The 12,132-nt window shown below is 38.4% G+C and carries 13 protein-coding genes; 5 read left to right on the top strand and 8 right to left on the bottom strand.

Annotated elements, in window-relative coordinates; genetic code table 11:
- The first annotated feature begins 78 nt into the window (after window positions 1–78).
- Window positions 79–537: a hypothetical protein gene (locus tag SCI76_RS26180; protein WP_033579356.1), complete on the top strand. Its 459-nt coding sequence runs from the start codon at window positions 79–81 to the stop codon at window positions 535–537.
- A gap of 70 nt (window positions 538–607) precedes the next feature.
- On the opposite strand, the gene SCI76_RS26175 is transcribed toward SCI76_RS26180, so the two are convergent.
- Both SCI76_RS26175 and SCI76_RS26170 read right to left on the bottom strand, forming a co-directional pair.
- Window positions 608–739 (bottom strand): hypothetical protein, encoded by a 132-nt coding sequence (locus SCI76_RS26175; RefSeq protein WP_269201618.1) that lies wholly within the window; start codon window positions 737–739, stop codon window positions 608–610.
- A gap of 134 nt (window positions 740–873) precedes the next feature.
- Complete coding sequence (locus SCI76_RS26170; RefSeq protein WP_275211020.1) at window positions 874–1,755, bottom strand: M23 family metallopeptidase; 882 nt, start codon at window positions 1,753–1,755, stop codon at window positions 874–876.
- 263 nt (window positions 1,756–2,018) lie between these two features.
- On the opposite strand from SCI76_RS26170, the gene SCI76_RS26165 reads away from it, so the two are divergent.
- On the top strand, window positions 2,019–2,555 hold the full coding sequence (locus tag SCI76_RS26165) for a histidine phosphatase family protein (protein WP_033579359.1): 537 nt from the start codon (window positions 2,019–2,021) through the stop codon (window positions 2,553–2,555).
- 47 nt (window positions 2,556–2,602) lie between these two features.
- On the opposite strand, the gene SCI76_RS26160 is transcribed toward SCI76_RS26165, so the two are convergent.
- The gene (locus tag SCI76_RS26160; protein ID WP_063247770.1) at window positions 2,603–4,636 is read right to left on the bottom strand and encodes a Na+/H+ antiporter; all 2,034 of its coding nucleotides are present in this window, start codon (window positions 4,634–4,636) and stop codon (window positions 2,603–2,605) included.
- A gap of 269 nt (window positions 4,637–4,905) precedes the next feature.
- On the opposite strand from SCI76_RS26160, the gene SCI76_RS26155 reads away from it, so the two are divergent.
- Window positions 4,906–6,219, top strand: coding sequence for a hemolysin family protein (locus SCI76_RS26155; protein WP_033579360.1), 1,314 nt, complete (start codon window positions 4,906–4,908; stop codon window positions 6,217–6,219).
- Here SCI76_RS26155 and SCI76_RS26150 read toward each other — a convergent pair whose 3' ends face one another.
- On the bottom strand, window positions 6,220–6,666 hold the full coding sequence (locus SCI76_RS26150; protein WP_034268877.1) for a DUF4385 domain-containing protein: 447 nt from the start codon (window positions 6,664–6,666) through the stop codon (window positions 6,220–6,222).
- 173 nt (window positions 6,667–6,839) lie between these two features.
- Between SCI76_RS26150 and SCI76_RS26145 the strand changes: the two genes are divergently transcribed.
- Window positions 6,840–8,159 (top strand): DUF2254 domain-containing protein, encoded by a 1,320-nt coding sequence (locus SCI76_RS26145; protein WP_407544765.1) that lies wholly within the window; start codon window positions 6,840–6,842, stop codon window positions 8,157–8,159.
- A gap of 282 nt (window positions 8,160–8,441) precedes the next feature.
- Complete coding sequence (locus SCI76_RS26140) at window positions 8,442–8,738, top strand: hypothetical protein (protein ID WP_028412920.1); 297 nt, start codon at window positions 8,442–8,444, stop codon at window positions 8,736–8,738.
- A 64-nt stretch (window positions 8,739–8,802) separates the two neighbouring features.
- Here the strand turns inward: SCI76_RS26140 and SCI76_RS26135 are convergent, their stop codons facing one another.
- Genes SCI76_RS26135 through nikB form a run of 4 tightly spaced genes read right to left on the bottom strand, consistent with a single transcriptional unit; the run spans window position 8,803 to window position 12,130 of the window.
- Entirely contained in the window at window positions 8,803–9,573 is a 771-nt protein-coding gene (locus SCI76_RS26135; protein ID WP_033579363.1) for an ABC transporter ATP-binding protein, read from the bottom strand.
- 9 nt (window positions 9,574–9,582) lie between these two features.
- Complete coding sequence (locus SCI76_RS26130; RefSeq protein ID WP_048019075.1) at window positions 9,583–10,380, bottom strand: ABC transporter ATP-binding protein; 798 nt, start codon at window positions 10,378–10,380, stop codon at window positions 9,583–9,585.
- Window positions 10,381–10,385: 5 nt separating this feature from the next.
- Window positions 10,386–11,192, bottom strand: coding sequence for a nickel transporter permease (gene nikC / locus SCI76_RS26125; protein WP_407544763.1), 807 nt, complete (start codon window positions 11,190–11,192; stop codon window positions 10,386–10,388).
- Window positions 11,189–12,130, bottom strand: a complete 942-nt coding sequence (gene nikB / locus SCI76_RS26120) for a nickel ABC transporter permease (RefSeq protein WP_028412916.1) — start codon at window positions 12,128–12,130, stop codon at window positions 11,189–11,191. Before nikB ends, nikC begins: the two co-directional genes overlap by 4 nt.
- Window positions 12,131–12,132 lie beyond the last annotated feature (2 nt).

Genomic DNA, 12,132 nt, shown 5'->3' with positions numbered 1-12,132 from the left:
GTTTTCTTTGCAAAATGTATATTTTTACAATTCTTTCTTACACTAAGAACTACTGATAAATAAAAGGTGGGAAGATGGATGAATCAAATTATATTATGGGGAATTCTTGTTATTCCATGGTTTTTACTGCTGCTGCTTGATAAACAGCGGGTTAAACGATTTTTTACTGTAGGGTTGTTTGCTGCATTAATGATGACAATCGCCTATCAAGTAGCGGAAAAAATGCACTGGTGGACGGTTCAAGAAAACGTATTTTTTCTTACTAGCATGGGAGCAACGATTTATTGCCTTCATATTGTGATTACGATCTTTGTCTTTTACCTTACGTATCCCGGGTTTATCTTGTACATAATGGTTAACATTATTTTGGATTTGATTCATGGTTATGTTATAGTTCCTTTTCTCGCTAAAATTGGGCTTTATAATCTGTATGAAATTAGTCATTTTGGACTTTTCCTTGTCATGACTACCGTAGCCATTATCCTTTACTTGTTTCAGCGGCTTCTTGACTTTATATTTGAAGAAAATCATGCATAAAAAGAGTCTGGGACATAACGAAATGAAGCCCACCTAAAGACGAATAAATGAGATACATGAGCTGAACCGCTTATGACACCGCAGTTGATTTCCGTGCAAGGCTTCGCTTTCCGCGGGCGGCCGCTGAGTCTCCTCGTCGCTTGCGCTCCTGCGGGGTCTTCTGTCCCGCTTTTCCCGCAGGAGTCTTCGCCTTGCCCTTCAATCAACTGCTAGAAGGAACGAAACCCATGAAGCTATATTCACCATAACCAAAAGAACGAACCACTCATCAAACATGTTGATCAATGGTTCGTTTTTCACTTGGGCTAAAATACTTTTGTCCTAGTCTCTTTTTAATCAATAGAAAAATGGAATAACCGTATCTCCGCGAATCGGTTCAACAGCTGCATGAAACTGAATTCGCAAACTTTTTGACGTTTCGATGTCAGAGGCATCCATGACGTGAAAATGAATGTGAGGTTCGGATGAATTCCCGGAATTTCCACACCTTCCGAGCAGCGTTCCTTTACGAACCACGTCTCCTTTTTTCACAGAAACCGACCCTTGCTTCAAATGTGCAAGCACACTGTATTCTTTCCCTTCATGTTCAATGATAACGTGATTTCCTAAAGGATTTTTTTTATTCGTGTGTCCAATTTCATTATCTTCTTGGCCATCAGCTGCTGCGATAACGACTCCTTCAAGCGGAGCTACAACCTTTTTTCCATAAGCATAGTAATCTTCGTTTTTCATTCCATCATTTTTATAGCTTTGCTTTCCTTTTCGCACGACTAAATCATATGCATACCTTTGGCTTTCGACTGGATGGTGATAGTTCAACAACTCATGCTTTCCACCCCAATAGACAAACCATTCACTTTGAATCGGCATCGTATATTTGTTTGTACTCCATTTCTCTCTCTCTGAAAATGATTCTATAGGAGCAAGCACAAGTGCTTGTATAATATTATGTTCATCAAACATAACGCTGATGGCTTTTCTCTGCGTAGAATTTATCCAAATAAACTGCTCAATTTGAGGGGTTAAATAAAGATTTGTTTCTAGTCTGTAGAACTGTTCTCCTTGATTAAACAATTTGCTCTGCTCCAAAAATTGCTGAAGGGAAACTTGACGTTTAAATTCTTCGCTTACACAATCATAAAGCTTCTTAAAATCCCCTTCTGTAAATAAAGTTCCAAACTCTTCTCTGATATTCACTTTTCTCTCTGTATCCATCATTGTAATCCACCCTTTTATATGTATTTCAATTTGTTTGAATTATCTATAAGTAATACGTTTTATCTTATAAAAAGGTTTCATTTTCCAATTATTCTATCTCAAAATCTTCTCCTATACCTTATTTACAATTTTCTCAATCCATTTTATACTTATTTTACAAATATTTGAAAGGAGGTGCAGCATGATGAAAATAACGTTAAATAAAAAAATCAAGCTGCGCCGAGTAAGTATTTTTGGCGCTTAAATTTTAAGGAGATTTCACAATGAAAGTAGCATTAGTACGTCATTACAAAGTAAACAAAGGGCTTCCAGAAAACCACCGCTTATCCACCGATGAACTAGTGGCTTGGTTTCAGGAATATGATGAATCAGATATTACGTATGGAGAGACTGATTTAAATAATATTGAATGGAAACGCTGTTTTTCAAGCGATATGCCGCGAGCACACAAAACGGCAAAGCATATTTATAAACAAGAGATCACTCTTCTTCCGGAACTTAGAGAAATACCCATGCCTATTATTCCAGTAAAATTTAAACTTCCTTTTATCCTCTGGGCATTACTGTTTCGCATGTCCGGACTCATCAACAAACAAGCTCGTACAGATATGGCTGAGACTAAGAGAAAAGTAGCAGCAGTGCTAGATCGCGCTATTTCCGAGTCAGAAGACGATTTGCTGATTGTCAGCCACGGAGGAATTATGAAGTTTATGCGTAAAGAACTTATAAAACGCGGCTTTAAAGGGCCTCGATTTGATATTGCTGTTAACGGAAAGCTTTATCTTTTTGAAAAGCAATAGAATGAAACTTATTAGAAAAAGTCGCAGAGACTACTCTCTGCGACTTTTTAATAACCATTTTCTTCAATTGTTAATGCTTCACGCAAAGCGATATCTTTTCGAATATTATGAGCGATTTCACGTGTGATTTCTCCTTTTTCATAAAGTTCTTGCACCGTTTCCCGCTCGGTATGAAACGCTTTATAACATAAATCTCTCGTTGCTTTTTTACGTTTACCTGAATTATACTCCGTACTCTCTTTTCTAAGTCTTGCCATGGATCTATGGTATTCACTAATGATAGCAAGTGAAATCATTCGATTTTCTTCGTTCATATTTTCTTTAATGACCTTTATCGCTTCTTCAATCATTTGAATACGTACTTTGTTCACTTTACTTCTTCTGCGCAGGCTTTGTTTTCTTAAAGCCTGCTTATTCGGTGAAAAAATTCGGACTAGTAATAATAAAACTTTTTTAAACCTCATCCAGCTCACCAATAATTTGTACCTTACACGATTGGTTACAGCCATTTCAAGCTTGTGCGTATGTTCCAAACAAATATACGCTGTCTCACGGTCTATTTTTTCCTCTTTTAATAGCTTTTCCACCAATTTCCCCTTGGCCTGAAGAGCCAGCAATCGAATTTCTTCTTCATACTGTTTGTTTTCAGAGGCTTCTAAAGGATGCGTTTTAACGATGATGTTATTAATCGTTGTATTATACGTTGAAATTAACGAAAGCGCTGCTCCACGATTTTCCTCGGTCATTTCTCTTTTTAACCGCTGAATAGCAGCTTTGTGCACTTTAATGCGTGCTTTAACCTCTTTTGTATTGCGCTCAGGCTTCTTCGGCGCCTTTTCTGTTTTCGCAATAACAGGTAAAAGAATGCTTGCCGCAACTAAGGTTAACAATATAACGCCTGCTGCTAGAAAAATAATCAGAGAGCGTTCCGGGAAATCACTGCCGTTATCAAGCGTATAAGGAATCGAAAACGCTCCGGCTAACGTAACAGCTCCTCGTACACCTGAAACCGTAATAATACCAATAGACCGAGGCTCAGGTTTTAGATGCTTGTTGTTTTTGTAATACCAGCCTACTGACCATGATACCATCACCCAAATAAATCGTAGTACAAGCAAAAAGACAGTAATAATCAAAATATAAAGAAGCACTTGTCCATTATTAAAGTTTGGATCTTGAATAATTGCTTTCGCCACTTTTGGTATTTGCAGACCAAGCAGCACAAAAACCAAGCCATTTAACAAATATAAAATAACCGTCCAAGTACTTTTTGATACCACTTTAAGCTGCTGGTTAGGTGATTCCTCTCGGTCGCGCTCAATCGCATGCACAATGCCGCCTGCTACAACTGCCAAGATTCCCGATAGATGAAAGTGTTCAGCAATGTAGAAGACAACAAATGGAGTTAGAATTTGTATTAACATATGAATCGTAATATCTTCCATTCCTAAACGTCGAACAAGTACACGCAGTCTGATAATCAGAAAAGCGATAAATGCTCCTACAAACAAACCTCCCAACGCTACCCAAAGGAACTGAAATGTAGCATCTATGATTGAAAAAACGCCCGTTACGGTAGCAGCTACTGCTACTTGAAACGCTACAAGACCAGAGGCATCATTCATCAGTCCTTCCCCTTCAAGCAAATGCATAATTCGCTTAGGCAGCTTTACTCGGCTCGCCATAGCTCCAACTGCCACTACATCTGTTGGGGACAAAATAGCGGCTAGTGCAAATGCCGCCGGTAACGGAATGGAAGGGATAAGCCAATTGATTAGATATCCCCCTACTGCCACCGTTACAAAAACCAGTCCCAGCGCTAGTAATAAAATAGGTGTACGAAGCTTCCAAAGAGCAGCTCTTGACACGTTTTTCCCATCATTAAATAATAGCGGGGCAATAAATAATATAAAAAATAATTCAGGTTCCAAATGGACATCTCCGCCAAATGGCAAGATAGCAAGCCCTGCTCCCAAAGCTATTTGAACTAACGGAACAGGAATAAATGGCACAAAATGATTAATGATATTAGATAGACCAATCAAAGCCAATAAGACTAATATCGTCAGAAAAAATTCCATAAAAACAATCGACTCCTACTTCTATTTACATCTCTTTAAAGCTATCACGTTGTCTCTTTTCGTTCATTTTATAATGTTTAGTTTACGCTTTTTCTGCCAAAAAATGTTGCGGGTTATTAAAAAGTGTTCTTTCTTTTCGATAAGTTTATTTCTACGGAGATTAAGGGAACAGTATACATGATATTCTTTATTTACCATATAAATCAGCTCAGCAAACTTTTATAAAGGAGGTGTTCCCTTATCCGTTTCAACGGGGTAAGGAGATAAATTTGGAAACAGTAAATGTCATCTTATTCATCGTATTAATCATATTAACAGCCTTTTTTGTTGCAACGGAATTTGCCGTCATTAGGGTACGGTCGACTAGAATCGATCAGTTAATTGAAGAAGGAAACCGGAACGCTTTAGCAGCAAAAAAAGTAGTATCAAATTTAGATGGTTATCTTTCAGCCACACAGCTGGGCATTACGGTTACCGCATTGGGTCTAGGCTGGATAGGTGAACCTACGGTAGGTCATTTATTAGAGCCGCTTATTGACATGCTTCCTTTTGCTACATCACTTTCGCATGTCATATCTTTTGTTCTTGCTTTTTCGATTGTCACATTTTTAAATGTGGTAGCTGGAGAACTTGCGCCCAAAACGGTGGCGATTCAAAAAGCCGAACAAGTGACGCTGTTATTTTCCCGTCCTCTTATTCTTTTTTCTAAGTTACTTTATCCGTTTATTTGGCTTTTAAACCACTCAGCAAGAGGCGTTGTCGGATTATTCGGCCTGAAGCCAGCTTCTGAAAATGAAGTAGCTCATAGTGAAGAAGAACTTAGAATTATTTTATCTGAAAGCTATGAGAGCGGTGAAATTAATCAATCGGAATTTAAGTTCATGAATAATATCTTTGAATTTGATAATCGTACGGCTAAAGAAATCATGGTGCCTCGTACAGAAATTGTTAGCGTATCAGCAGATGAAACGATAGAAGAATTCTTAAAAATGGCTAGAGTAGAGCAATATACTCGCTATCCAGTAGTTATAGATGGAAACAAAGATCAAGTGGTGGGATTAGTTAATATTAAAGAAATATTAGCGGATTACATAAAAGAAGATGATATCAAACCACGTACCGTGCAAACGTATATGAAACCCATCATTCAAGTCATTGATTCCATCGCCATTTACGACTTATTGCTTAAAATTCAAAGGGACAGAATTCACATGGCCATCTTAATAGACGAGTATGGAGGAACAACGGGGCTTGTAACGGTTGAAGACATTTTAGAAGAAATTGTTGGTGAAATTCGTGATGAATTTGATGATGATGAAATACCGGACGTACACAAAATTAATGAAAATCACTATGTACTAGATGCGAAGGTGTTGATTGAAGAAGTAAATGATTTACTCGGAACAACTATTGAACAAGAAGACGTTGATACCATTGGCGGCTGGATGCTGACCGAAAAGTTTGATCTTGCTAAAGGTGATAGCATCAAAAACGAAGGTTTTTCATTTAAAGTCATTGATATTGAACATCACCATATTAAACGAATCGAAATAACAAAGGAAAAAAGTACGGATCCCAGCTGATTATCCGTACTTTTTTTGATGCTCTTTTTTCATTTGCAAGTACTCTTTATTCTCTCGTACCTCTTTCCATTTTTCCATAAAAATTGATGCCGATTCTGCTTTTTGTTCATCAATTTGCCGTTCGTTACGCTCGCCGTCTTTGTTGTATTTCTTTCCGCCTTTGTAGTTCGCGTAGCGCCTCGATCGCGTGTATCCCATTTGGAGAAATTTCCGGGCCATGTCCATTCCAACAAAATCGCTTTTTTCTTTGTAGGTTAAAAAAAGCTGATAGATGGCGTCGGCGGATTCCTCAGCAATGTCAGGTGTACGAAAACGCCAGTGAGGAAGAATTTCACTTTTATATGGCTCAACAAGGAGAACTCCTTGTTCTCCTTTTCCTACTCTATACTTTTCAGGATGTTTTCTAAAATCGATATGTTCAAAGTCAAGTGAATAATCAAATGCCACGGCTCTTCCCTCCTTTTTGATCTCTACCCTTTACAAATGAATGATAAAACTTTTCTTAAAGAAGTTTTTCACATGCAGGTGAGGGTAATAATAGGTGGATAAGTATGGTTAACTCTTTTCTTCATACTAAAAGAAGTCCGAACTTATTAAACCATGATACGGGAGAGTTCGTTATGTCAATAAAGCTACAGCAAAATCGAATAAAAGCTAATTTTTGGATTACTCCTTCTATATACGGAATTATTGCTTTTGTTTTAGCCACTATTAGTACATTTTTAGATCGATATTTGACAGCTCACAAACAGTGGTTAAAGTTAGTTCCTTCCGTGTTTCTAACGGATAAAGAGCTTGCTCATACTATTTTAAGTTCAGTATCAAATTCCTTATTAACGATGACGACAATTACGTTTTCTTCTGTGTTAGTGGTACTGACTACGTTTGTAGGTGAGTTTTCTCCTAGAACGATTCAGAACTTTAATACAGATGCCAAAACTCAGCGCGTGCTTGGCACTTTTATCGGTGGATACGTATACGTGCTTGTACTGCTCATTCAAGTTCGCAGCAACCAAGTCAGCAATACTTTTATTGTTCCTTCATTAGCCATCGTGGTAGCATTCATTTGCTTAGGGATGTTTGTGTTTTTGATTCACCACGTCATCAACTGGATTAAAGTCGGAAATTTAATTTCAAACATTGCCAAAAAAACGATGCTTACCATTGAAGAGAGACGGCTAGAACAACAAAAGCACCCCGAATCAAAGAATGAAATACAGGTTGATTTTGATAGTGAAAACACACTGCAAATTAAAAGTAATAGACAAGGATATATTCAATATATCGAACTCAACCATTTAACAGCACTAGCATCTAAATTAAATGTCATTGTTAAACTCGAAAAAGCACCCGGAGAGTATGTAGAAGCAGACACACCGTTATTAACTGTAATCACTCACAATCAATCGTTAGAACGTGAAAAATTTCTTCATTGCTTGTTTATTACAAATGACCAAGAATCGATCCAAGATGTAAAATTAGGTATTCAAAAACTAAGTGAAATTGCATTAAGAGCTATTTCACCAGCTATTAATGACCCTGAAACAGCTATTAACTGCATTGAACAGCTCACGCAAGTGTTTATCAAACTCGGACAAAGCTATTCTTCCTCTCCTTATTATTGCGATGAAGAAGGACGTATTCGAGTGCTGCTAGAAAAACCTTCTTTTACGGATTATTTGTACAAAGCGTTCTATCAAATTCGCCATTATGGAAAAGAAGATGTTTCCGTGATGTCTGCTGTCATTAAGGCATTAACTGTAATCGCTGAAACAAATCGCTCTGCCATCAAAAACGACGTGTGGGTTTTTTCTTCCTATATCGTAGAAGGACTGCAAAAGGAAGAGTGGCTTAAAATGGACAAAGAGTTTCTTAATCAGCTTCTCAAAAACCTTGCAAAAGCTTGTGAAAAAAAATGCAGATCTATGTTGATAGAATAAAAACCAAAAAAAGCCGCTCATCAACTGAGCGGCTTTTTCTTACGATGTGAGGAACTTCTAATCTATGGGATAACAAACGGGCTAGAGTCGTTTTTCCACTTCCAACGGATCCAACGATATGTATGTTTTTACATGAAGCGCTTTGAATACTTCATCTCCTCCTACTTCAAACCTGTTCTTCTATACATATTGTATCATTCAAGTTCTTTTTCTCTAATGCAAACCAAAACGTTTTATGCTAGTATTTTATGGTACTTGACTGACAAAAGGAGTGAAAACACAGTGCCTAAAACCCTTTTTGGAAAACTTACGCTGTTTTGGATTGGACTATTTTTATTAATTACAGGTCTATTTTTTTATTATAAATATACAAACCAAGGGTTTACAGCTGCAGATTTATTCTTTCGCGCCTCTCCTCCTTTAGCTACTATTGGCTTTCTTTTAAGCGCAGCCGGACTATATGAAGAACGAGGAAAAAACAAGCTAATTCCTCTTGTTGTACTCACCATTAGTTTTATCATGCTCTGCCAAGCAGGCTATCACTTTATCCATATGCATACTCCACCGCCGCGTCCCTGACTTTGTCTCATTCTCATTTATAAAAAAGCTCTCGTTTAGTATATTAAACGAAGAGCTTTATTTTCTATTCAAATAAACGCACAAGCTTTTTTGTATAGGGATGCCTGTTTTTATCAAATAGCTGTGCACGGTCAAATTGATCGATAACCTCGCCTTGCTGCATAACCATCATGCGACTGCTCATAAATTTTACTGCTGCTAAATCATGCGAAATAAAAAGATAAGACAGCTGAAAAGTCTCCTGCAAATCTTTTAATAAATTTAAAATCTTTGCTTGTACCGTAACATCAAGACTCGCTGTTGGTTCGTCTAACAGTACCAGAGACGGACCTACGCTAATGGCACGCGCAATCGCTACACGCTGAAGCTGTCCTCCGCTGAGTTCATGGGGATAATTCAACGCATATTCTGCGTTAATTCCGACTTTTTCTAACAAATAAAAAGCGATTTCTTTTTCATTTCTGCTCACATGAGATAAAAATGAAGGAACGGTTCGCTGCTGCCGCAAAGGCTCGAGCAAAGAATCGATGATTTTTACTTTTGGATTAAAAGAAGCCGCGGGGTTTTGAAATACCACTTGCATGCCTAGACGAGCTTGCTGCAGTTTTTTCCCTTTTAACCGGTGAAGAGGTTTCTCTGCAAACCATACTTCTCCCTGCTGAGTCTCTGTTAACCTTAGCACGCTTTTTACAAGCGTACTTTTTCCGCTTCCACTTTCTCCGACAATCCCTACACATTCCCCTTTATCGATATGCAGGGAAACATTATTTAGCGCTTTAACGTCTTTATACTGTTTCACAAGCTGCGTGACGCGTAATATATTTTTTTCTTTCATATCTCACTCCTATATCAACACTTTTTTCTGCGTATCTAACAATCGATCAGGCGTTTTCCGTAAAGAAGGAATGGCGTTAAACAGTTTTTTTGTGTAAAAATGACGCGGAGTGTGAAGCAGAGATTCGATACTGTTTTCTTCCACGATTTCTCCTGCTAGCATAATGGCTGCCCGGTCCGCATATTTCCGCACATGACGCAAATCATGAGTAATAAACAGAATGGCACAGCCAGCTTCTTCTTTCAGCTTATACAGCAGCTGAAGAACTTCAGCTGCTGCCACGCTATCTAAAGCCGTAGTTGGTTCATCTGCGATAATCAAGGCAGGCTTCATCACCAGCGCTAAAGCAATCGCTGCTCGCTGAAGCTGTCCTCCGCTCAGCTGAGAAGCATAGCTTTTATATACGCGTTCATTAGGTAAATTCACAGCTTTTAAAGCCTGAAAAATGGCGGCTTTCCTGTCTTTTTTAGACAGCTTACTATGTGTACGAATCGTTTCATCAAACTGCTTTCCAATTGTTAAAAAAGGAGTAAAAGCACTTCGATAGTCTTGAAAGATATACGAAATATCTTTTCCAAGGATAGGCGCCTCTCCTTTCTGCTTAAAGATAATAGATCCTCCTTTAAGCGTTACACCTGAAGGCAGCAGTCCTCCTATCGAAGCAGCAGTGATACTTTTACCGCTTCCGCTTTCTCCAACAAGCGCCATCCACTGTCCTTGCTCGATTATAAAAGAAACGTCTTTTACGATTTGTTTTGTTTTATTATAAATGGCTAAATGCTTTACTTCTAAAACGATGACGGCCACCTCTTTTATCGATTAACTTGATATTTCCCTCGAATATATTCACCTAAAGCTGTAAACGTCAGCACAAATAAAATAATGGTCACACCTGGTATCAACATTAGCTGCGGAGCATTGTAAAAGTAAGCCCTGCCTTCATTTAGCATCGTTCCCCATTCCGGAGTAGGCGGCTGAGTCCCTAGTCCAATATAGGATAATGAGGCCATCATTAAAATGATTTTCCCTATATCCAGCGTAGCAAGAACAAGAATATGTCCCCCGACGTGAGGAAGAAAGTGGCGAAAGATTAAAGGTAGTGTTCCCACTCCGTTTAATTTAGCGATCAGCACATATTCTTTTGACTTTTCTTGAAGCACAATACTCCGCACTACCCTTGCATAACTAACCCACTTTACAATAACCATCGCAGCAATTAAGTTCAATAATCCAGGCCCTAACAGTCCGCTTAAGACAATGGCTGCAATATAATCAGGAAAAGCTAAAAAAGCATCTACAATTCTCATTAAAAAGCGATCTATCTTTCCTCCAATATACCCTGCAACTAAACCAACCGGGACTCCAATCAAAAGAGAGAGCCCTAAGACAAGACAACTAGTTCCAATTGTAGTCTGAGCTCCAGCTATGATTCGTGAAAAAAGATCTCTGCCTAAGTGATCAGTTCCTAACCAGTGATCACCGGTGGCTTTTTGAAGCCGGTCTTGCATATTGACTTGTGTGGGGTCCATTGGTATTAGCTGACTTCCAAACAGACAAAATAAAATAAGCACAATACCACACATGCTTATTACTACAAAAAGAAGCTGCGGCTTTTTCACGTTTTATCCCCTCCCTTTACATAGAGCTGGGGATTTACATATTTGTAGCTCAAATCCACAAGTGAATTGATTAAAACAACAAACAGGCCCATCCACAAAATATACCCTTGAATCACAGGATAATCACGATTCATAATCGCATCAATAACTAATTTTCCAATTCCAGGATAAGCAAAAAGCACTTCAATAATAACCGTTCCTCCAAGTAAACTCCCTAAGCTTGTCCCTAAAATGGTAAGAATGGGTGTTAAGCTATACCGAAACGCATGGAAAATAAAAATGCGGCTTTCACTTATTCCTCTTGCTCGAGCAGATCGTACAAAATCTTGTTTCAATCCTTCTAGCAGACTAGCTCTAATCATTCGCATATACACAGCGGACATGGCAAAACCAAGTGTTAAAGAAGGCAGCACAAGATGGGCTGCTGTGCCTGTACCCATTGAAGGAAGCCATTGAAGACGTACAGAGAACAGCTGTATAAACAAAAGACCGAGCCAAAAGCTTGGAATAGACGCTCCAATTAAAGAAATACTTCTGCTGAGATAATCAATCCACTTATTTGGATATAGTGCTGACAGCGTTCCGAGTGGCACAGCTATTAACAGCATCACAACCAAAGATGCAACCGTCAAGCGCAGCGTAGCCGGAAACTTCTCTACCAATTCATCAATGACGGGCTCTTTTGTCATATACGAAGATCCTAAATCAAACTGAAAAAAACGCGTCAGCCATTTTCCATATTGAATATATACAGGTTCGTTAAACCCTAGCTCTGTTCTCAAACTATTTATTTGTTCCTCAGACACTGCCACGTCATCTACGCGAAGCATTTGCTTAACCGGATCTCCTGGAGCTAGCTTCATTAAAACAAAGCTGAGAAACGATAGTATAACTAAAAAGATGAGTAATTCTATTATTCTTTTACCAATTAATTTCATAT

The sequence above is a fragment of the Priestia sp. HNGD-A6 genome, assembly GCF_045784335.1.
GTDB classification, from domain to species: Bacteria; Bacillota; Bacilli; order Bacillales; family Bacillaceae_H; genus Priestia; species Priestia zanthoxyli.
The sequence above is the reverse complement of the archived record's forward strand: the minus strand, read 5'-3'. Positions and strand labels throughout refer to the sequence as shown.

Excerpts from the sequence above, each read along its gene's own strand:
- SCI76_RS26180 (WP_033579356.1), top strand. The coding sequence starts at position 79 with ATGAATCAAATTATATTATGGGGAATTCTTGTTATTCCATGGTTTTTA.
- SCI76_RS26170 (WP_275211020.1), bottom strand. The coding sequence starts at position 1,755 with ATGATGGATACAGAGAGAAAAGTGAATATCAGAGAAGAGTTTGGAACT.
- SCI76_RS26165 (WP_033579359.1), top strand. The coding sequence starts at position 2,019 with ATGAAAGTAGCATTAGTACGTCATTACAAAGTAAACAAAGGGCTTCCA.
- SCI76_RS26160 (WP_063247770.1), bottom strand. The coding sequence starts at position 4,636 with ATGGAATTTTTTCTGACGATATTAGTCTTATTGGCTTTGATTGGTCTA.
- SCI76_RS26145 (WP_407544765.1), top strand. The coding sequence starts at position 6,840 with ATGTCAATAAAGCTACAGCAAAATCGAATAAAAGCTAATTTTTGGATT.
- SCI76_RS26135 (WP_033579363.1), bottom strand. The coding sequence starts at position 9,573 with ATGAAAGAAAAAAATATATTACGCGTCACGCAGCTTGTGAAACAGTAT.
- nikB (WP_028412916.1), bottom strand. The coding sequence starts at position 12,130 with ATGAAATTAATTGGTAAAAGAATAATAGAATTACTCATCTTTTTAGTT.